The 20,681-nt window shown below is 76.4% G+C and carries 18 protein-coding genes and 1 tRNA gene; 12 read left to right on the top strand and 7 right to left on the bottom strand.

Features of this window, described 5'->3' with window-relative positions:
- Positions 1–67: 67 nt before the first annotated feature.
- The 4 genes from ACI79F_RS14005 (at position 68) to ACI79F_RS13990 (ending at position 3,169) form a co-directional block, all read left to right on the top strand.
- Positions 68–1,243, top strand: a complete 1,176-nt coding sequence (locus ACI79F_RS14005; protein WP_456544046.1) for a L,D-transpeptidase — start codon at positions 68–70, stop codon at positions 1,241–1,243.
- Positions 1,244–1,309: 66 nt separating this feature from the next.
- Positions 1,310–1,696, top strand: a complete 387-nt coding sequence (locus ACI79F_RS14000) for a hypothetical protein (protein ID WP_456544045.1) — start codon at positions 1,310–1,312, stop codon at positions 1,694–1,696.
- A gap of 115 nt (positions 1,697–1,811) precedes the next feature.
- On the top strand, positions 1,812–2,894 hold the full coding sequence (locus tag ACI79F_RS13995) for a WD40/YVTN/BNR-like repeat-containing protein (RefSeq protein ID WP_456544044.1): 1,083 nt from the start codon (positions 1,812–1,814) through the stop codon (positions 2,892–2,894).
- A complete protein-coding gene (locus tag ACI79F_RS13990) occupies positions 2,891–3,169 on the top strand; it encodes a ubiquitin-like small modifier protein 1 (protein WP_456544043.1) in 279 nt (92 codons plus the stop codon). The genes ACI79F_RS13995 and ACI79F_RS13990 overlap by 4 nt, the downstream gene beginning before the upstream one ends.
- A 4-nt stretch (positions 3,170–3,173) precedes the next feature.
- On the opposite strand, the gene ACI79F_RS13985 is transcribed toward ACI79F_RS13990, so the two are convergent.
- Complete coding sequence (locus ACI79F_RS13985; protein ID WP_456544042.1) at positions 3,174–3,419, bottom strand: hypothetical protein; 246 nt, start codon at positions 3,417–3,419, stop codon at positions 3,174–3,176.
- Between the two features lie 209 nt (positions 3,420–3,628).
- Between ACI79F_RS13985 and ACI79F_RS13980 the strand changes: the two genes are divergently transcribed.
- Positions 3,629–4,018 carry a hypothetical protein gene (locus tag ACI79F_RS13980; protein WP_456544041.1) on the top strand — a complete coding sequence of 130 codons (390 nt, stop codon included), beginning with the start codon at positions 3,629–3,631 and terminating at the stop codon, positions 4,016–4,018.
- Between the two features lie 27 nt (positions 4,019–4,045).
- Here the strand turns inward: ACI79F_RS13980 and ACI79F_RS13975 are convergent, their stop codons facing one another.
- From ACI79F_RS13975 to orn, 5 genes are all read right to left on the bottom strand, one after another.
- Positions 4,046–5,665, bottom strand: a complete 1,620-nt coding sequence (locus ACI79F_RS13975; protein ID WP_456544040.1) for a peptide chain release factor 3 — start codon at positions 5,663–5,665, stop codon at positions 4,046–4,048.
- A gap of 66 nt (positions 5,666–5,731) precedes the next feature.
- Positions 5,732–6,448, bottom strand: a complete 717-nt coding sequence (locus ACI79F_RS13970) for a DUF2652 domain-containing protein (protein ID WP_456544039.1) — start codon at positions 6,446–6,448, stop codon at positions 5,732–5,734.
- 30 nt (positions 6,449–6,478) lie between these two features.
- Positions 6,479–8,182 (bottom strand): MFS transporter, encoded by a 1,704-nt coding sequence (locus tag ACI79F_RS13965; RefSeq protein WP_456544038.1) that lies wholly within the window; start codon positions 8,180–8,182, stop codon positions 6,479–6,481.
- A 78-nt stretch (positions 8,183–8,260) separates the two neighbouring features.
- Positions 8,261–8,336 (bottom strand) — tRNA-His (locus ACI79F_RS13960).
- 56 nt (positions 8,337–8,392) lie between these two features.
- Positions 8,393–9,058: an oligoribonuclease gene (gene orn / locus ACI79F_RS13955; RefSeq protein ID WP_456544037.1), complete on the bottom strand. Its 666-nt coding sequence runs from the start codon at positions 9,056–9,058 to the stop codon at positions 8,393–8,395.
- A gap of 151 nt (positions 9,059–9,209) precedes the next feature.
- Here orn and ACI79F_RS13950 point away from each other — a divergent pair, with 151 nt between their 5' ends.
- Both ACI79F_RS13950 and ACI79F_RS13945 read left to right on the top strand, forming a co-directional pair.
- Positions 9,210–10,418, top strand: a complete 1,209-nt coding sequence (locus ACI79F_RS13950) for a hypothetical protein (protein ID WP_456544036.1) — start codon at positions 9,210–9,212, stop codon at positions 10,416–10,418.
- 124 nt (positions 10,419–10,542) lie between these two features.
- Positions 10,543–12,555, top strand: coding sequence for a hypothetical protein (locus ACI79F_RS13945; RefSeq protein ID WP_456544035.1), 2,013 nt, complete (start codon positions 10,543–10,545; stop codon positions 12,553–12,555).
- Between the two features lies 1 nt (position 12,556).
- On the opposite strand, the gene ACI79F_RS13940 is transcribed toward ACI79F_RS13945, so the two are convergent.
- Positions 12,557–13,165: an SACE_7040 family transcriptional regulator gene (locus tag ACI79F_RS13940; RefSeq protein WP_456544034.1), complete on the bottom strand. Its 609-nt coding sequence runs from the start codon at positions 13,163–13,165 to the stop codon at positions 12,557–12,559.
- 58 nt (positions 13,166–13,223) lie between these two features.
- Between ACI79F_RS13940 and ACI79F_RS13935 the strand changes: the two genes are divergently transcribed.
- From ACI79F_RS13935 to ACI79F_RS13915, 5 genes are all read left to right on the top strand, one after another.
- A complete protein-coding gene (locus ACI79F_RS13935; RefSeq protein WP_456544033.1) occupies positions 13,224–14,837 on the top strand; it encodes a carboxyl transferase domain-containing protein in 1,614 nt (537 codons plus the stop codon).
- Between the two features lie 5 nt (positions 14,838–14,842).
- Entirely contained in the window at positions 14,843–16,852 is a 2,010-nt protein-coding gene (locus tag ACI79F_RS13930) for an ATP-binding protein (protein ID WP_456544032.1), read from the top strand.
- A gap of 5 nt (positions 16,853–16,857) precedes the next feature.
- On the top strand, positions 16,858–18,015 hold the full coding sequence (locus ACI79F_RS13925) for an acyl-CoA dehydrogenase family protein (RefSeq protein WP_456544031.1): 1,158 nt from the start codon (positions 16,858–16,860) through the stop codon (positions 18,013–18,015).
- 210 nt (positions 18,016–18,225) lie between these two features.
- Positions 18,226–19,953, top strand: coding sequence for a hypothetical protein (locus tag ACI79F_RS13920; protein WP_456544030.1), 1,728 nt, complete (start codon positions 18,226–18,228; stop codon positions 19,951–19,953).
- Positions 19,946–20,575: a hypothetical protein gene (locus tag ACI79F_RS13915; protein ID WP_456544029.1), complete on the top strand. Its 630-nt coding sequence runs from the start codon at positions 19,946–19,948 to the stop codon at positions 20,573–20,575. Before ACI79F_RS13920 ends, ACI79F_RS13915 begins: the two co-directional genes overlap by 8 nt.
- Positions 20,576–20,681: the final 106 nt, after the last annotated feature.

Below are 20,681 nucleotides of genomic sequence, written 5' to 3'. Positions count from 1 at the left end.
GGTCCCCGGGGAACCGGGGCCGCGGGGGACGGAAGGGGTGTCGGACCGAGTGCGACGGACAACCGCTGTGGCCGTGGCGGGGGCGCTGCTCCTGCTCGCGGGGTGCCAGGACGACGGAGGCTCCGGGAGCTCCTCCGCCGCGTCCTCCTCGCCGCCGGAGGAGACCGCGCCCGCCGAGGTGGCGCTGAGCGTGGCCGACGGCAGCGCCGACGTCTCGCCCGTCGTCCCGCTGGAGATCACCGTCACCGACGGCGAGCTCGGCGAGGTCACGGTGACCGACGCGGCCGGGACGCCGGTGGCCGGCACCGTCGCCGACTCGCCGCGCGACCCCGCCGTCGACGTCTGGACGCCGGACGCCGACCTCGCCTACGGCACGACGTACACCCTCACCGCCAGCGCCGAGGGCGCCGACGAGGAGACGGTCGAGGCGTCGTCCACGTTCACCACGGTCACCCCCGCCGGCGTCTCGACGCCCGACATCGGCCCGCTCGACGGGCAGACCGTCGGCGTCGGCATGCCGATCCGGGTGTACTTCGACGAGCCGGTCACCGACCAGGCCGCCGTGGAGAGCCACCTGCTCGTGACCAGCTCCACCCCGACCGACGGGGTCTGGAGCTGGCTGAGCGACACCGAGGTGCACTTCCGCCCCTCCACCTACTGGCCGGCCAACACCGACGTCACGCTGCACGCCGACCTGTACGGCGTCCCCTTCGGCGACGGCGTCTGGGGCGAGAAGGACCGCACGATCTCCTTCCGCGTCGGCGACAAGCACGTGTCGATCGCCGACGCCGGCTCGCACGTGATGGAGGTCTGGGAGAACGACCAGCTGGTGCAGACCTACCCGATCAGCGCCGGCAGCGACGACAACCCCAGCCACAACGGCGTCCACGTGGTCACCGAGCTCAACCGCAACCGGGTCATGGACTCCAGCACCTACGGGGTCCCCGTCGACAGCCCCGGCGGCTACCGGACGCCGGTCGAGTACGCCGTGCGGATCTCCAACAACGGCGAGTTCGTGCACGCGGCGCCGTGGTCGGTCGCCCAGCAGGGCAACAGCAACGTCTCGCACGGCTGCATCAACATGTCGACCGAGCGGGCGGCGTGGTTCTACGACTTCTCCGTGCCCGGCGACGTCGTGGAGATCAAGAACTCCGTCGGCCCGCCGCTGGGCCCGGCCGACGGCGACATCTACGACTGGACGCTGTCCTGGGAGGAGTGGAAGGCCGGCAGCGCGCTGCAGTAGCGCCCTGGTTTTCCGCGGTCCGGCGCGGGCACTCCTCGGGGGACGCTGCCCCCCGAGGAGGACCCCGTGGACACCTGGTTGATCGTGCTGATCGTCGTGGTCGCCGTCGTGCTGCTGGTGGCACTCGCCCTGGCGATGGCCAAGCGCAACCGCATCGGAGCCGCCCGGAAGCGGGAGCAGGCGCGCGAGCACCTGCAGGAGGCGCAGCTGCGCGGCGTGCAGGCGGAGAAGGAGCAGGCGCTGGCCGAGGAGCAGGCCGCCCGCGCCCGGCGCGAGCGCGCCGAGGTGGAGGAGCGGACCCGGCTGGCCGAGCAGGAGGCCGCCCAGCGCGCCGCCGCCGCGCACGAGCACGCCACCGCCGCCGAGGAGCTGCGGGCGCGGGCCGAGAAGCTCGCTCCCGACCTGACCACCGACCGGCCCACGCACCCCGACGGGGGCGCCACCCGCCGCTGAGCCCGGCGCTCGGTTCCGCGCTCAGTTCCGCGCTCGGTTCCGCGCTCAGTTCCGCGCCCCTCGCCGGTCTGTCCTGGCGAGGGGCGCGGCCGCGCCCCCGACCCCGGGAGGCGCCATGACCGACCTGCTCGCCATCGGCACGCGCAAGGGCCTGTGGCTCGCACGCAGCGACGACGACCGACGCAGCTGGACCCTCGACGGGCCGTACCTGCTGGCCCAGGAGGTCGCCGCGGTGTCGGTCGACACCCGCGGCCCGGCGCCCCGCGTCCTCGCCGGCATCCAGTACGGACACTGGGGCCCGACCGTGATGCGCTCGGACGACCTCGGCCGGAGCTGGCAGGAGACCGGGTCCGGCGCCATCCGCTTCCCCGAGGACACCGGAGCGGCGCTGGCCCGGGTGTGGCAGCTGCGCCCGGACTCCGCCGACCGGCCCGGCGTCGTGTGGGCCGGCTGCGAGCCGCACTCGCTGTGGCGCAGCGAGGACGGCGGCTGCACCTTCGACCTGGTCCGCGGCCTGTGGGAGCACCCGCACCGGCCCACGTGGGAGCCCGGCGGCGGCGGGGGAGCGGTGCACACCGTGCTGCCCGACCCCGCGTCCGAGCGGGTGCTCGTGGCGATGAGCACCGGCGGGGTCTACGTCAGCGAGGACGGCGGCGGCTCGTGGGAGCCCCGCAACAAGGGCATCACCGCGGTGTTCCTCCCCGACGAGCTGCCCGAGTACGGCCAGTGCGTGCACAAGGTCGCCGTCGACGCCGCCGGCCCCGACCGGCTGTACGCGCAGAACCACTTCGGCGTCTTCGCCAGCGACGACGCCGGGATCTCCTGGCGCTCGATCGCGGCGGGGCTGCCGGCGGACTTCGGCTTCCCGGTCGCCTCCTCGCCGCGCACCCCCGGCACGGCGTGGGTGGTGCCGCTGGTCGCCGACATGGAGCGGCTGCCGCCCGGTGGCCGGCTGCGCGTGCACCGCACCCGGGACGGCGGCGGCTCCTGGACCGAGCTCGGCGGGGGGCTGCCCGACGCCAGCTGGGCCGCGGTCATGCGCGACGCCCTGTGCGTCGACGACGGCGACCCGACCGGCGTGTACGTGGGCACCCGCGACGGCTGCGTCTACGCCTCGGCCGACGAGGGCGACTCCTTCACCCTCGTCGCCGCGCACCTGCCGGACGTGCTGGTCGTCCGCGCGGCCCGGCTGCCATGAGCGCGGAGGTGGTGCTGCCCGGGGTGCTGGCCGACCTGGCCGGCGGCGCCAAGCACCTGACCGTGGACGGCGGCGGCACGCTGGCCGACCTGCTGGACCGGCTGGCCGCCCGGCACCCGCTGCTCGGGCAGCGGATCCGCGACGAGACCGGAGCGGTGCGCCGGTTCGTCAACGTCTACGTCGACGGGGACGACGTCCGCTTCGGGCAGGGCCTGGCCACGCCGGTCGCGGACGGCGCCGTCGTCCAGGTGCTGCCGTCGGTGGCCGGCGGCTGACCGCTCAGAGGGTGGCCAGCTCCGCGCACTCCGGGCACAGCTGCTCGTCGGTGTAGCCCTCCGGCGGCCACGGCGTCTGCTCGTCCACCGCGACGTAGGCGCCGCACAGCGACTTGCGGCTGCGGCCGTGCACCTTGCCGATCGTGGCGTGCGCCGGGCCGATCTGCCGGGGCTGCAGGCCGTCGGCGGTGCCGACCGCGCCGACCATCACGACCGCGTGGGCGGTCCCGTAGGCGTAGGCCGTCGTCATGTCGCCAGGGTCCGAGCCCTCGGGGAGCCGGGCCAGCACCCGCGGGGGCGTGTCGGTTGCACCCGCCCCACGCGTCCCAGCCGGCACGGCGGCCCGCCGCCGGCGGCCGCGGCCCGGGCGGGCGCCTGGCAGCTCTCCCCACCGATCGCCGCGACTTTCGGCAGGTCAGGGCCGCGGGACGCCCGGCCGGTCGGCCTAGCGTCGCTCCCATGCAGACCAGCGCCGATCTCCGTCCCGTCCTCGAGGCCCTCAGCGCCGAGGACCAGCCGGCGACGATGTTCGCGCTCCTGGAGCGGCTCAACCCCCGCCCGGCCGCGGGCGACGCCGCGGCGTGGCGGCAGCGCCAGGTCGAGCTGCTGTCCTGCTTCACCCGGGCCCACGAGGCCGGCTACCTCGAGTCGCTACCCCGCGAGCCCGGGCAGGTCACCGAGACCTTCGCGCTCAGCGCGCGCGGCCGCGACCTGCTCGCCACCGAGGCCACCCGCCCGTTCTCCCGGGTGACCGGCCTCGGCCTGCCCTCGGACACGCCGCCGCCGGCCGTCGAGCGCCGCGGCGGGCGCTGGGTGCTGCGCGGCCGGACGTCGGTGCGGATCGGCTGACGGCCGGCACCGGTCGGCCGCGCCGACTCAGCCCAGCTGCGCCGCGACGAGCGGCTCGAGGGTGACGCCGTCCTTCTGCCGGACCATGCCCATCACCCACTTGGTGGTGAACAGGGCGAGCAGCTCCCCGTCGGCCCGCTGCATCACCTCGGTGCCGCTGCTGGCGGTGATGGCGGGCACCGAGGCCTCGTCGGTGCGCATGGCCAGCGAGTAGGGCAGCGACTCGAGGGTGACCCGGGCGCCGAACTCGTGCTCCATCCGGTGGCCGGCGACCTCGAACTGCATCGGCCCGACGACGGCGAACACCGGTGCGCCGTCCCCCCGGCGCTCGGAGGTGAGCACCTGCACCACGCCCTCCCCGGCGAGGGTCTCGATGCCCTTGCGGAACTGCTTGTACTTGCTCGTGTCGGCCACCCGCGCCACCGCGAAGTGCTCGGGCGCGAAGGTGGTGACCGGGGGGTAGCGCACCGGCCGGTCGACGTACAGCGTGTCGCCGACGCCGAGCGCCGCGGCGTTGACCAGGCCGACGACGTCGCCGGGCCAGGCGGTCTCGATGGTCTCCCGGTCGCGGCCGAAGACCTGTTGGGCGTACTTGGTCGCGAACGGCCGGCCGGTCGAGGCGTTGGTGACCACCATGCCGCGCTCGAAGACCCCCGAGCAGACCCGGATGTAGGCCAGCCGGTCGCGGTGCCCGGCGTCCATCCCGGCCTGCACCTTGAACACGAACGCGCTGAACGGCGCGTCCAGCGGGTGCGGCCGGCCCTCGGCGTCGGGCCGGTCGACGGGCGCCGGGGCGAGGTCGACCAGCACGTCCAGCAGTTGGCCGACACCGAAGTTGGAGACCGCCGAGGCGAACAGCACCGGCGTGGTCGCGCCGGCCAGGAAGAGCTCCTGGTCGTGCTGGGCGCCGGTCTCGGCCAGCAGCTCCGACTCCTCGACCGCCTGCACCCACGCGTCGCCCTCCTGGGCGAGCGCCCGGTCGGCGTCCAGCACCTGCTCGGGGGCGATGGTGGCGCCGCCGGCGGTGCGGGTGAAGTGCCGGTAGGTGCCGTCGCGGCGGTCGAGCACGCCGCGGAAGTCCCCGGCGATGCCCACCGGCCAGGTCAGCGGCGTCGGGGTGAGGCCGGTGCGCTCGGTGATCTCGTCCATCAGCGCGAGCGCGTCCATGCCCGGCCGGTCCCACTTGTTGACCACGGTGATGATCGGGATGCCGCGGTGCTTGCAGACGGCGAACAGCTTCATCGTCTGGGTCTCGAGGCCCTTGGCGGCGTCGATGAGCATCACGGCGGCGTCCACCGCGGTGAGCACCCGGTAGGTGTCCTCGGAGAAGTCGGCGTGGCCGGGGGTGTCCAGCAGGTTCACCACGGCGTCGCGGTAGGCGAACTGCAGGGCCGCGGAGGTGATGGAGATGCCGCGGTCGCGCTCCATGTCCATCCAGTCGCTCACCGTGCCGCGGCGGCCGGCCTTGCCGTGCACCGCGCCCGCGGAGCCGATCACCCGGGCGTGCAGGGCCAGGGCCTCGGTGAGCGTCGACTTGCCCGCGTCGGGGTGGCTGATGACGGCGAAGGTGCGCCGCCGGGCGGCCTCGGCGGCGACGTCGGTGGGGGAGGGGGCGCGGGTGCCGTCGGTGGTCGCGGTGGTGCTCACCGGTCGATGGTCCCTGACGTCGGGACCGTGCCGCCGCGGCGGGGGAGCCCGGCCGCGGCGCGCGGGTCAGGACGCCACCGCCTCCCGCCGGCGTCGGCGCAGGCCGAGCATGTAGGGCAGGCCGGCACCCGCCGCGTACGCCGTCCTGCCCAGCCGCCCCCGCCAGCTCGGGGCGACGGCGGGGGCAGCCGATCCGCCGAGGTCGGCGACGTCGACGTAGAAGGCTCGCACCGGGCCGATCCCCTCGAGGTCGGTGGTGATCTCCTGCGCCTCGTCGCCCAGCGCGGACGGACCGCTGCCGTACAGCTCCTCGGTGAGCAGCACGTACTCGGGGACGGTCACCGGGTTCTTCAGCAGCCGGTGGACGAGGATGACGTCGATCCCGACCAGCTTGAGCCGCTTGCGGATGGTCTGGGTGGCGATGTCACCGACGTGCGCCACGAACTTGAGCGTGAGGGCCGCGGCCTCCTTGCAGCCGGCGCAGGGGCACAGGTTCCGGGCGATGTGCTCACGCTCGACGTGGAAGGCGCGGTGCATCGCGACGGCCAGCCGCGTCACCTCCTCGGCGAGCGCGTCCGGGGTACCGGGATCGACCCGGCGGTAGAGGAAGGCCGCGTCGCCCTCGATCTCGACGAGCTCCAGGCCGGGCGCGGCGTCGATCACGCGCTCGAGCAGCCGGCCGGTGTTCACCTCGGCGTGCGCGAGGCTCATCCGGTGGGTCCGCATGTAGTCGGTGTAGCCGCCCATGTCCGCGATGAGCAGCAGGCCCCGGCTGGTCGGCATGGACCACCGTGGCAGGCGGGCGCGGGGGCATCAAGGGCCCGGCGCAGCGTCCGGGGGCCGTTCGCGGACCGGGATCCCCGGGGTGAACCGGTCCAGCAGGCGGTCGACGCCGGTCGCGGCCTCGCGCGCGCTCGGCGTGAAGCCGAGGACGACGGGCAGGAACCGGTCCGGGCGCAGCGCGCGCAGCCGGAGGTCGGTGCGGGCCACCACCGTGGCCGTCCGGGGGCCGCTGCGCAGCAGGGCGATCTCCCCGAACCCCTCGCCGGGCCCGAGCGTCGTGACCAGGCGGCCGTCCCCGACCACCTCGGCCTCGCCGGACTCGATCACGTAGTACCGGTCGCCGGGGTCGCCCTGCTCGAACACGACCGCGCCCACCGGGACGGCGACCGGCTCCAGCCCCCGGGCGAGCTGCTCGAGCGACGGCAGCGGCAGCGTGCGCAGCATCGGCACCCCGCGGAGCAGGTCGACGTCGGCGTCGTGGGCACCCACGGTGCGGTCCAGCCGGCGCAGCCGCCACCAGGAGGCTCCCGCCAGGACCGGGCACACCAGCCCGATGACGACCAGGGCGGTCCGCGGCGAGGACGCGGCGACCGCCCACGACGCGGCGACCGCCCCGATCCCGATGGACACCGCGACCAGGCTCTCCAACAACCCGAAGACCCGGGCCAGCACCTCGTCGGGGGCCAGCCGGCCGAGCAGGGTGAACCCCGCGACGTCGATGAGCGCGTTGCCCACGCCGACGAAGGCGACCAGCGCGAGCGCCGGGACCTCCGCGGGGACCACGCCGACCAGCGCGATCGGCAGCCCCCACAGCGCGACCCCGACGGCGAACCACCCCCCGAGCCGGGCGGTGCCCACGAGCAGCGACGCCGCGAGGGAGCCGAGCACGGCGCCGACCCCGACGGCGGTCATGAGGGCGCCCACCCCGGGCTCGCCGGTGCCGAGCACCTCGATCGCGACCACCACCGAGAACACGGTCAGCGCGCCCCGGGTGAACGACTGCGCGGCGGCCAGCCCGAGGATCAGCGCCAGGTCGCGGTCGCGGACGACGGCGCGGACCCCCTCGGCCGCCTCCCGGACCAGCCGCGGCCGCGCGGGGGCGGCGGGCCGGGGCGGCGCCTCGTAGCGCAGCCTCAGCAGGAGCGCGGCCGCCCAGAGGGAGGCCCCGGCCGCGACGGCGAACACGACCGCCACGTCGGTGACCCCGAGCAGCACCGCCGCCAGCAGCGGCCCCACCAGCGTGGCGGCGGAGTCGAGCAGCCCGCGGACGACGTTGGCGCTGGCCAGCTCGTGCCCGGTGGAGCACAGCGAGGGCAGGAGCGCGGAGTGCGCCGGCCGGTACAGGGTGGCTGCGATCGTCGACACGACGGCCAGGGCGTAGACGGCGGCGGCCGGCCCGTCCACGGCGGCGACGCCGGCGGCCGCGGCGGTCGCGATCCCGCGGAGGGTGGAGACGACGACCAGGACGCGCTCGCGCCGCCCGCGGTCGGCCAGCGGCGAGAGCAGCGGGGCCAGCAGGGCGGACGGGACCATGCGGAGCAGCCCCACCAGCCCGAGCGCCGTCGCGCCGCCGTCCCGGTAGGCGACGATCCCGAGGGCCACGGTGAACGCCCACTCGGCGGTCCACGCGCCCAGGAAGCTGAGCTGGGCGCGGCGCAGGTCGGGGTTGCGGACGTTGCTCGTGAAGGCCGCCGCGGCGTCGGCCAGCCGGGTGCGGCGGGGCGGCTGCGGCATGGCGGGACTGTAGGGCCGCAGGGGTGGGCCGTGGGAAGGGGAAGGCCCTGGTCGGCGCACCGACCAGGGCCTCCTCCGTGGGGTGAGTGACGGGGCTCGAACCCGCGACACCCAGGATCACAACCTGGTGCTCTACCAGCTGAGCTACACCCACCGCGCGCTCCCGCGACGCGGACGTCCCGGGAACCGGGGCAACGATACCCGAGAGGGTCAGCCCTCCGACGCGGCCGGGGGTGCCGACGCGTCGGCGGCGGCCAGGACGGCGGCGAACGTCTCGGTGACCCGCCGGGAGGCGGCCTGGGCCTGGGACGAGGACGGGCCGGAGCTGTCGACGAACAGCGTCTGGCGGTAGTAGGCCAGCTCCCGCACCGACTCGACGATGTCGGCCAGCGCGCGGTGGGCCAGGCCCTTGGGCGGCTGGGCGAAGTAGACCCGCGGGAACCAGCGGCGGGCCAGCTCCTTGACCGAGGAGACGTCGACCATCCGGTAGTGCAGGTGGTCGTCGAGCTCGGGCATGTCGCGGGCGAGGAAGCCGCGGTCGGTGCCGATCGAGTTGCCGCACAGCGGTGCGGTGCGGCGCTCCGGCACGAACTGCTTCACGTAGGCCAGCACCTGCTGCTCCGCCTCGGCCACCGTCAGCGTCGAGGCGCGGACCGCCTCGGTCAGACCCGACTTGGCGTGCATCTCGGTGACGACGTCGGCCATCCCCTCCAGGGCCTCGTCGTCGGCGTGGATGACCAGGTCCAGCCCGGGGTGCAGCACGTTGAGCTCGGAGTCGGTGACCAGGACGGCGACCTCGATGAGCTTGTCCCTGCCGAGGTCCAGCCCGGTCATCTCGCAGTCGATCCAGACCAGGTGTCCCGCGCTCTCCGCCACGGAGGAGGACCCTACGCACCGTCCGTCCCGCCCGCCTCGCCTGCCCGCCCCTACCGCAGGCGCCGCTCCCGGTCCACTCCGAGGCTCGGATCCGGGCGCCGCCGCGGTTAGGCTCTGCGCGCCCCCACCCCGATCTGCAGGGAGCACCCCCGTGCCCAGCCCGACCACCGACCGCGCCGTCCCCGCGGCCCCCGGCTCGCTGCCCGCGGCGATGCGCCACCCGATCGCGACCCTGCGGTGGCTGTGGCTGGCCTACATGACCCCCGGGCGCCCGGGCCGCCCGACCACCGAGCAGGAGCTGCGGTGGATCTACACCGCCTGGCTCGGTGCGTTCCTGCTGAAGATGCTCGGCTCGTCGTGGGACGTGTCGTGGCACTTCAAGTGGCTGCGCGACGACCTGGCGCCGCCGCACCTGCTGAACTCCGCGGGCACCGCCGTGGTCATCGCGCTGGTGGTGTTCCACAGCTACAGCGGCTACGGCGTCGACCGGCGGGCGCTGCGGCTCATGCAGGTGGGCATCGCGACCTTCCTGGTCGCGATCCCGATCGACATCCTCAACCACCGCATCAACGGCCTGGACATCACCAGCTGGAGCCCCAGCCACGCGCTGCTCTACATCGGGACGGCGATCATGCTGGCCGGCGCGATCCGCGGCTGGTGGCTGTACGCCGCGCCCGGGCGGGTGCGCGACCTGGTGTCGCTGGGCCTGTGGCTGTTCTTCGTGGAGAACGTCGTCTTCCCCAACCAGCACCAGGAGTACGGCGTCCTGTCGCTGCGGGCCTACGAGGCGGGCGAGACGACGGCGGAGCAGCAGCTGCTCGACTTCGCCGCCTCGCAGGGGCAGACGCCGACGATGTTCATGCTGCCGGTGCCCTCCTGGGTGCACCCGGCGTGGATCATCTGCGCCGGCCTGCTCTCCCTCGTCGTCGCCCGCAAGGTGGTCGGCCTGCGGTTCACGGCGACCGCGGTCGTGGGCGTCTACCTGGCCTACCGCGCCGTGATGTGGCTGGCGCTGGTGGGCATGGGCTTCCCGGCGTCGGTGCTGCCGCTGGTCATGCTCGTCGGGGCGGTCTGCATCGACCTGGCGGTCACCCGCGGGCTGCCCGGCTGGAGCGCCGCGCCGGTCACGGCCGCGGCGGTCTACGGCGCCGGCTGGCTGCAGGACGCGGCCGACCTGCTGCCGCCGTGGAACTGGTCCTGGTGGTCCATCGCGCTGGTGATCGCCTGCTTCACCGCGCTGTGGACGGCGGTCGACTGGGTCGCCCGCAGCGCCTGGTTCGCCGCCTGGCGCCAGCCGGCCGAGCCCGGCGGCGCCGCCGTCGAGGTCCCCGCTGCGGTCGGCGGCGCGTCGCTGCGCTGAGGGGCGGACCGAACCGTCACATGACGTAGCGTCGGACGGACGACGCCCGGCCGGGCACCGGCCCGGCCCCCTGCTGCTGCGCCGCGCGCACCCCCACACTCGAGACCCGCCGGAGGACGACGACGTGCTGGCCCTCACCCCCGAGCCGCTGCAGACGGCGGGGGAGCGTGCCGTGTTCGCCGAGCTGGCCCGGTGGGACACCGGCGGGGCGGTCCGCGCGGCCGTCGTCGCCTCTCTCCCGATGGTCGACGGGCCGATGGGCCGCCGCATCTCCGACGCGGTGCTGTTCGTGCCGGAGGGCCTGGCGGTCGTCCGGATCGCGGAGGTCCCCAAGCAGACCGGTGTGGTGACCGCGGTGCCCGAGGGCGCCTGGAGCATCGCCCCCGACGCCCGCCCAGGCGAGGTGCTGCAGATCGCCGGCGGCGGTTCCTCGCCGCTGGACGGCCTGATGCGCTCGGGCATGGAGGCCGCCGTCCGGCTGCGGCAGGCCGGGCTCGAGCCCGGCCGGATCGCCCGGCTGACCGTGCTCGTCGGGGACCTGACCGGGCTGGTCCCGGCCGACGGCGACCTCGGCGAGGGCGACCAGGTCGCCCTGCTGGAGTCCCGGTCGCTGCTGCTCGGCATCGCCCGCTCGGCCCGCTACGCCGGCATCGACAACCCCCGGCTGTGGACGACGGCCGACGTCCGGTCGGCGCTGGAGGTGCTCGGGCTGCCCGGCCGCGGCCCCTCGGTGGAGGAGCTGAACGGGGAGGGCTTCCCCTACTCGCCCTACGTGCTGCGCCGGCGGGAGCTGCTCGCGCCGGCCGCGATGCACGCCTCGGCGGCGATGGCGCCGCCTCCCGCCGCGGCGCCGGCGGCCGCGCCGCACGTCCCGCCGGTGACCGGCGGGTTCGTCGCGCCCACCCCGGGCGGCCCGCGGGTCGACCCGGCCGCCGCGGCCGCGGTCGCCGCCGCCGCGATCCGGGCCGACGAGGCGGCCGCCGCGCACCGGGCGTCGGTCGCCGCCGCCGCGCAGCAGGCCGCGGTGCCCGCCGCGCCGCAGGCCCTCGCCCCGGCGCCGCAGCCCGTCACCCCGGCGCCGCAGGCGGTGGCCTCGGCCTGGGAAGCGCCGCAGCCTCTCGCCCCCGCGGCCCCGCCGCAGCCGGTCTCCGCGCGCGGGGCGACCGCCGCGTCGGCGTGGGGCCAGCAGGCCTGGGCCGCGCCGGCCCCCACCTGGGACGCGCCGCAGCCCGCGCCGGCCCCGGCGGAGCCCGCGGCCGACGAGACCGACGGCATCGGCGGGCTGTTCGGCCGGCCGGAGACCACCGACCCCGGTTCCCGGGCGCTGCCCGCGACGCTGGTCGCGCCCGCCGTCTCGGCTCCCGCCGTCTCGGCTCCCGCCGTCCCCGCCCCCGAGCCGGGGCGGCCGCTGCTGGAGCGGCCGCAGAGCGAGTGGCCGCAGAGCGAGTGGCGCTCGGCCGAGCGCCCGGCGGGCACGCCGCTGGTGGTGGCCCGCCGGCGCCCGGACCGGACCCGGCGGCTCCTCCTGCTGGCCGGCGCGCTGGTCCTGGTGATCGCCGTCGTCGTGGTCGGCCTGGTGGCCGTCCTCGGCGGCGGGGACGACGACGCCGACCGCGGCACCACCGCCGGCCCGGCGCCGACGACGTCCGCCCCGACGCAGGAGCAGGGGCTGCAGACCGGCGACACCGCGCAGCGCGACGGGCTGACCTTCACCCTGCAGCGCCTCGAGGAGGACGGCAGCTGCGCCGCGCACGCCTACGGCGCGGTGGCGGACTTCTTCGCCGACACCGACTGCGCGGGCCTCGCCCGGGCGCTGTACTCCACCGAGGTCGACGGCAACGCGGTCGTCGTCGCGATCTCGACCGTGGACATGGGCGACGAGGCCGGCGCCGACGCGCTGCGGGTCCTGGCCGACACCAATGGCAGCGGCAACGTCAGCGACCTGCTGCGCGAGGGCGTGCGCTACCCGGGTGGCCCGGCGGAGCTGTCGCGCGCCGAGTACGCCAGCGCCGTGGACGGCACCGTCGTCACGATCGTGGAGACGGCGTGGGCGGGGCCGGGGCGCGGGTCGACGTCCGACCTCGACGTGGTGGCCGGCACCGCGCTGTCCCTCCCGATGCCCGACCCCGCGGCCTGACCTATGCCTCGGGGGGCGGGGACGTCGCGGCGGCCTCGGCCATCGCGGTGAGCAGCGCGGCCATCCGCGCCCGCGGCAGCCGCCCCCCGCTGTGCGGCGTGGAGTTGACCAGCCCGAAGACCGCGTGCGCCCGCGCCCGGCAGGCCTGCACGCCCGCGGCCGGGTGCAGCGCGGTCAGCACCGCCACCCACACCTCCACGTAGCGCCGCTGCAGCCGCCGCACCTCGTGCGCGTCGGCCTCGGCGAGGTTGGGCAGGTCGCGGTCCTGCACGGTGATCAGCGCCGGGTTGTCCAGCGCGAAGTCGACCTGGAAGGCGATGAGCGCCCGCAGCTGCGCCCGCGGGTCGGGCCCGGCCGCGGCGACCTCGGCGGTGCCGCCGGCCAGCAGCCGCTCGCTGATCCGCAGCAGCATCTCGGCCAGCATCGCGTCCTTGCTCGCGAAGTGCCGGTAGATGGCCGGGCCGGTCACGCCCACCGCGGCGCCCACGTCGTCCACCCCCACGGCTCGGGAGCCGCGCTCGGCGAACAGCTGCGCCGCCGCCCGCAGGATCTGCTCCCGGCGGGACGGCCGGGCGGCGTCGTCGTGCAGCGCGGTGTCGGCCTCGGGCACGGCGCAGATGTTAACCGCCGTTGACCCTCCGCGTGAACCGTCGTTAACATCCCGGGTCGTGGACGCCCCCGTGCTGAGCCGCACCGCACCGCCCGACCCCGACGCCGCGGGCCGCAACGCCGCGGCGCACGCCGCACTCGTCGCCGACCTGCGGGCGCAGCTGGCCCGGGTCGCCGAGGGCGGCGGCGAGCGGGCGCGGCAGCGGCACGTCGAGCGGGGCAAGCTGCTGCCGCGGGAGCGGGTCGACGCCCTGCTCGACCGCGGCAGCCGGTTCCTCGAGCTCTCCCCGCTGGCCGCGCACGACCTCTACGACGGCGACGCCCCCGGCGCGGGGATCGTCACCGGCGTCGGCCGGGTCGCCGGCCGCGAGTGCGTCGTCGTCGCCAACGACGCCACCGTCAAGGGCGGCACCTACTACCCGATGACGGTCAAGAAGCACCTGCGCGCCCAGGAGGTGGCGCTGCACAACCGGCTGCCCTGCCTGTACCTGGTCGACTCCGGCGGGGCGTTCCTGCCGCTGCAGGACGAGGTGTTCCCCGACCGCGAGCACTTCGGCCGGATCTTCTACAACCAGGCGACCATGTCGAAGGCCGGCATCCCGCAGCTGGCCGCCGTCCTCGGGTCGTGCACCGCCGGCGGCGCCTACGTGCCGGCGATGAGCGACGAGGCGGTGATCGTCCGCGAGCAGGGCACGATCTTCCTCGGCGGGCCGCCGCTGGTGCGGGCCGCGACCGGCGAGGTCGTGACCGCCGAGGAGCTCGGCGGCGGGGACCTGCACAGCCGGGTCTCCGGCGTCACCGACCACCTGGCCGAGGACGACGCCCACGCGCTGCAGCTGCTGCGCCAGATCGTCGGCACGCTGGGCCCGCGCGCGCCGCGGCCGTGGGACGTCGAGCCGGTCGAGGAGCCGCTGCACCCGCCGGAGTCGCTGTACGAGGTGGTGCCGGTCGACCCGCGCACGCCCTACGACGTGCGTGAGGTCATCGCCCGGCTGGTCGACGGCAGCCGGTTCGCCGAGTTCAAGCCGCTCTACGGGGCGACGCTGGTCACCGGCTTCGCCCGGCTGCACGGCCACCCGGTCGGGATCGTGGCCAACAACGGCGTCCTGTTCGGGGAGTCGGCGCTCAAGGGCGCGCACTTCATCGAGCTGTGCGACCGCCGGTCGATCCCGCTGCTGTTCCTGCAGAACATCACCGGCTTCATGGTCGGCCGCGACTACGAGGCGGCCGGCATCGCCAAGCACGGCGCCAAGATGGTCACCGCCGTCGCCTGCGCGCGGGTGCCGAAGCTGACCGTGGTCATCGGCGGCTCGTTCGGCGCCGGCAACTACTCGATGTGCGGCCGGGCGTACTCGCCCCGCTTCCTGTTCACCTGGCCCAACGCCCGCATCTCGGTGATGGGCGGGGAGCAGGCGGCCTCGGTGCTGGCGACCGTGCGGCGCGAGGGGTTCGAGGCCCGCGGCGAGGAGTGGCCGGCCGAGGCCGAGGAGGCCTTCAAGGCCCCGATCCGTGACCAGTACGAGCGCGAGGGCCACCCGTACCACGCCACCGCCCGCCTCTGGGACGACGGCGTGATCGACCCCGCCCAGACCCGCACCCTGCTCGGGCTGGCCCTGTCGGCGTGCGCCAACGCGCCGCTGGGCGAGCTCGGCTACGGCGTATTCCGGATGTGAGCCGCATGTTCGAGACCGTCCTCGTCGCCAACCGGGGCGAGATCGCCGTCCGCGTGATCCGGACGCTGCGGGCGATGGGCGTCCGCTCGGTCGCCGTGTACAGCGACGCCGACGCCGGCGCGCTGCACACCCGGGTCGCCGACGTCGCCGTCCGGCTGGGGCCCGCGCCGGCCGCCGAGAGCTACCTGTCGATCGAGCGGGTCGTCGAGGCCGCGCTGCGCACCGGCGCCCGGGCGGTCCACCCCGGCTACGGCTTCCTGTCGGAGAACGTCGAGTTCGCGAAGGCCTGCGCGGCGGCCGGCCTCGTCTTCGTCGGCCCGCCGGTCGGCGCGGTCGAGGCGATGGCCGACAAGATCCGCGCCAAGCAGACCGTCATGGCCGCCGGCGTCCCGGTGGTGCCCGGCCGCACCGAGCCCGGCATGGACGACGCCGCGGTCGCCGCCGCCGCGGTCGAGATCGGCTTCCCCGTGCTGCTCAAGCCCTCGGCCGGCGGCGGCGGCAAGGGCATGCGGGTGGTCCGGGCCGAGGCCGAGCTCGCCGAGCAGATCGCCGCCGCCCGGCGCGAGGCCCGCGGCTCCTTCGGCGACGACACCCTGCTCGTCGAGCGGTACGTGGGCGCGGCCCGGCACGTCGAGGTGCAGGTGCTCGGCGACACCCACGGCACCGTCGTCCACCTCGGCGAGCGCGAGTGCAGCCTGCAGCGTCGGCACCAGAAGGTGGTCGAGGAGGCGCCGTCCCCGCTGCTGGACGAGGCGATGCGGGCCCGGATGGGCTCCGCCGCGGTGGAGGCCGCCCGCGCGGTCGGCTACACCGGGGCGGGCACGGTCGAGTTCATCGTGGACGCCAACCGCCCGGAGGACTTCTTCTTCCTGGAGATGAACACCCGGTTGCAGGTCGAGCACCCGGTCACCGAGGCCGTCACCGGCCTGGACCTCGTCGAGCTGCAGCTGCGGGTCGCCGCGGGGGAGCCGCTGCCGTTCGGCCAGGACGACGTCCGGCTGGCCGGGCACGCGATTGAGGCGCGGGTCTACGCCGAGGACCCGGCCCGCGGGTTCCTCCCGCAGAGCGGCACCGTGCTCGGCCTGCGCGAGCCCGCCGGCCCCGGCGTCCGGGTGGACAGCTCGCTGGCGCCCGGCTCCGTCGTCGGCACCGACTACGACCCGATGCTGGCCAAGGTCGTCGCCTGGGCGCCGGACCGGGACACCGCCCGCACCCGGCTGCTCGCCGCGCTGGGCGGCACGCAGGTGCTCGGCGTGCCCACCAACACCGCGTTCCTGCGGGCGCTGCTCACCGACCCCGACGTCGCGGCCGGCCGGCTGGACACCGGGCTGATCGAGCGCCGCGGCGAGGCGCTGACCGCGGCCGGCGAGCTGCCGCCCGAGGTGTACGCCGCCGCCGGGCTCGCACTGCTGCTGGAGACCGAGCCGGCCGGCGCCGTCGTCGACCCCTGGGACGTGCCCGACGGCTGGCGCCTCGGCGACCCCGCCTGGACGCTGCGCCGGCTGCAGGCCGCCGGCGGCGAGCCGGTCGAGGTGCGGGTCCGCGGCCGGGCGGCCGACGCGCAGGTGCGGGTGGGCGGCGCCGACCCGATGCCGGCCCGGGCCGCCCGCGAGGGGGACGAGCTGACCGTGTCCCTGGACGGGAGGACGACCCGCTGGCTGGTCGCCCACGACGGCGGCACGGTCTGGCTGGCCGGCGGCGGGCACACCGTGGCGCTGCGCGAGCACGAGCGGCTGCACGCCGCGGCCGAGGGCGGCGGCGGGGGCGGCGAGGTGACCGCCCCGATGCCCGGCACGGTCACCGTCGTCCGCGCCGCGGTGGGCGACGTGGTCGAGGCCGGCGCCCCGCTGCTGGTCGTGGAGGCGATGAAGATGGAGCACGTGCTGACCGCCCCGGTCGCGGGGACGGTCACCGAGCTCGCGGTGACGGCGGGCCGACCGGTCCGGCTGGACGAGCGGGTGGCCGTGGTGACGCCGGAGACCCCGGCCACCCCGGCGCCCGGCGAGGGGGAGTGAGAACGGTGCTGGACTACCGGCTCGACGAGGAGACGGAAGCGCTGCGGACGACGGTCCGCGAGTTCGCCCGCGAGGTCGTGGCGCCCCAGATCGGGGAGTTCTACGAGCGCGACGAGTTCCCCACCGCGATCGTGCGGCAGATGGGCGAGCTCGGGCTGTTCGGGCTGCCCTTCCCCGAGGAGTACGGCGGGGGCGGCGGCACCTACTTCGACCTGTGCGTCGCCCTGGAGGAGCTCGCCCGCGTCGACAGCTCGGTGGCCATCACCCTGGAGGCCGGCGTCTCGCTCGGCGCGATGCCCATCCACCGGTTCGGCACCGAGGAGCAGAAGCAGCGCTGGCTGCCGCGGCTGTGCTCCGGTCAGGCGCTGGCCGCCTTCGGGCTGACCGAGCCCGGCGGCGGGTCCGACGCCGGCGCCACCCGCACCACCGCCCGGCTCGACGGCGACGAGTGGGTGCTCAACGGCAGCAAGGCGTTCATCACCAACGCCGGCACGGAGCTCACCGAGGTCGTCACCGTGACGGCGGTGACCGGCACCCGCGCCGACGGGAGCAAGGAGATCTCCGCGATCGCCGTCCCCGCCGGCACGCCCGGCTTCGCGGTGGGGAAGCGGTACTCCAAGGTCGGCTGGAACGCCTCCGACACCCGGGAGCTGTCGTTCAGCGACGTCCACGTGCCCGCGGCGAACCTGGTGGGGGAGCGCGGCCGCGGCTACGCGCAGTTCCTGTCCATCCTCGACGAGGGCCGGGTGGCGATCGCCGCGCTGTCGGTCGGGCTGGCGCAGGGCTGCGTCGACGAGTCGGTGCGCTACGCGCGGGAGCGGGAGGCCTTCGGGCAGCCGATCGGCCGCAACCAGGCCATCCAGTTCATGATCGCCGACATGGAGGTGCGGGCCTCCACCGCGCGGCTGGCCTACTACCGCGCCGCCGAGCGGATGCTGCGCGGCGAGCCGTTCAAGCGCGAGGCCTCGATCGCCAAGCTGTACAGCTCCGAGGTGGCGATGGAGAACGCCCGCTACGCCGCCCAGGTGCACGGCGGCTACGGGTTCATGAACGAGTTCCCGGTCGGCCGCTTCTACCGCGACGCCAAGATCCTGGAGATCGGCGAGGGCACCAGCGAGGTGCAGCGGATGCTCATCGCCCGCGATCTCGGCGTCGGCGTCTGAGCGGAGTCGCCGGGGAACGGGGACCGTCACCCGGCGACTCCGCCGTACCGGACGGTCACGTCCGACCACTGTGACGGCCGGGGACGGCGGGGCGTCGGCCCAGGTGGGCCCGGCGTGTCCGGTGCCGGTGCGGGGTCCGGGTGGGCGGACGCCGACAGGCTCCGCGCGGCTCCCGACGACGGTCGGCGGGAGACCGTCCGAGGAGTCCCGATGTCGGCGCCCACGCGCACCGCACCCCGCCTGCGCCACCGCTCCCGCCGGAGGCTGGCCGGCGGCTCCGTCCTCGGCCTGGGCCTGCTGGTCGCCTCCGGTGCCGCGGCCCCCGCCGCCCTCGCCGACGACGACCCGGCGACCGGCGACGCGACGCTGCTGGCCGGGGACGAGACCGGCGTGACCCCGGCCGCCGAGGCGCTGGAGGACTGGACGCCCGCCGACCTCTCGCAGGCCGACCTCACGCCCGACTTCGGCGTGGGCAAGTCGATCGACGGCGCCCCGCTGACCGTCGGGCTGGCTCCCGAGGGCGTCGTGCCGGCCGACCTGGACATGAGCGGGGCCGTCCTCGCCTTCCGGCAGGTCGACGCGCCGGCGGGTGAGGGCGACGAGGGCGCGGCGGAGGCGGAGGCCGCGGCCGCGGAGCGCGCCGGGGACGGCGCGGCGGGCGACCTCGCGGCCTGGTGCGTCACCGACGTCTGGGGTGCCTGCGAGGTGGACCACCCCGGCAACGCCGACGCCGCGGACGGCACGCCGCTGGTCTCGCTGGCCGCCGGCACCTACGTCGTCGAGCAGGTCAGCGGCGTGCCGGGGCTGGCCCCGGCCGAGGGCCCCGTGGCGGTCTTCGAGATGGACGACTGCGTCTACCCGCGCGACTTCCCCGGCTGCCTGGTGGGGCAGTACCAGGGCATCGCCAACCCCTCCCTCTTCCACACCGCCGTCGTGACCTCCGTGGTCGACGCGGCCACCGGCGCACCGCTGGCCGGCGCCGGGTACACCCTCACCGGTCCCGGCTACCGGCACGCCCCCGGCGCCGAGTACGCCGACGACTGCCAGGTCGAGGAGCCGCCGTTCGAGGAGGAGCCGCCGTTCGAGGAGGAGCCGTCCTCCGACGGGCCGCCCGTCGGTGGGCCCCTGCTGCCCGTCCCGGACGGCGACCTCCCGCTCCCGGCCGAGCGCGGGCCGGAGGCGGGCCCGACCACCGGCACCGGCGCGAGCACCGGCACCGGCACCGACGAGGCCGACCCGGCCGCCGGCGAGACCCCGCCGGCGGCGGCCGAGCCGGCCGGCTCCGCGGACCCGGCGGTCGCCGTCACCGACGACACCGGCGTCGTCGTGCACACCGGCTGCCTGCTGGCCGGCACGTGGTCGCTCGAGGCGACCGGCGCCCCGGCGGGCTACGAGCCGCAGTCGCTGACCCTCCAGCTCGGCGCCCCCGCGTGGGACGCGGAGCTCGCCGCCTGGGACCAGGTCGCCGAGGTCAGGGTGCAGCTCGGCCCGGCCGGCGGCACCGGCAGCCCGACGCCCCCGACGACGACGGTCCCGCAGCCCCCGACCGGCACCGCCCCGGCGCCGCCGGCGGGCACCGGCGGCACGGGCACCGGCGGCTCCGGCGGCACCGTCACCGCCGGCTCGGGCGGCACCCGGGGCACCACCTCCGGCCCGCGGCCGGCCGGCGCGCCCGCGGCCGTCCCCTCAGCGGCGGCACCGAGCACGGCGCCCACCCCGGCGGCGACCCCGAGCGCGGCGCCGGGCACCACGCGGGCGACGGCCACCGTCCGGCCGTCCACGCCGGCCGACGGCGCGGCTCCGACGCCGGCCCTGCGGACGGAGAGCAGCACGAACTACCTACAGGTGGGCCTGGTCGGCTTCGGCGTCCTCTTCGTGGGCCTGGTGTTCTTCCTGGTGCTGATCCTGCGCCGCCGGGCCCGGGACGAGCGTGGCTGACACCTCCCCGGTGGGCTGGTGGGCCCGGTTCCCCGTGGAGGAGGAGCCGGGCCCGCGGCCGCAGCGGTCCTGGGTGGCGGTGCTGGGCGGGGAGTTCCCGGCCGGCAGCGTCGTCGACCACCCCGCCGGGCGCCGTCCGGCGGGCTGGCTGGTCGCCGTCCGCGCCGACGCCGAGGGCGGCCGGGTGCACGCCGTCGAGGTGGCGCTGGCCGACGTCCCGCTGCTCTGGTACGTCGAGCTGCCCGAGCCCGGCGCCGGCCCGGCCGCGACCACCCTGCTCGCCTTCTCCGACCGCCGGTTCGCCGAGGGCACCGTGCTCACCGAGGCCGAGGCCCGGGCGGCCGGCGTCGGCGGCGACCAGCAGGTCGCCGCGCTGCGCTGGTGGACCGCGACGGGGCTCGCCCACCAGGTCTACGTGGCGCCGCGGCACCGGCGGCGGGGGCTGGCGCTCAAGCTGGCCGCGGCGGCCTACGGGCTGCAGCGGGTGCGCGGCCTGCCCGCGCTGCACGGCGACGGCCGGCGCACCGACGACGGCGAGGCGTGGGCCGGCGCCCTGCCGGCCTGGGCGGCGTGGCGGGTCGCCCCCCGCGCCCACGCGCTGCCCTCGATGACCCCCGCCTGAGCGGAGGGGGGGGGGGGGGGGGGGGGGGGGGGGGGGGGGGGGGGGGGGGGCGGGGCGGGGGGGGGGGGGGGGGGGGTCGGCGGCGCGCGCGGCGCCGCGGCGGGGG

Source organism: Blastococcus sp. SYSU D00868, assembly GCF_054050575.1.
This window is presented reverse-complemented; position numbering and strand designations above follow the sequence as displayed.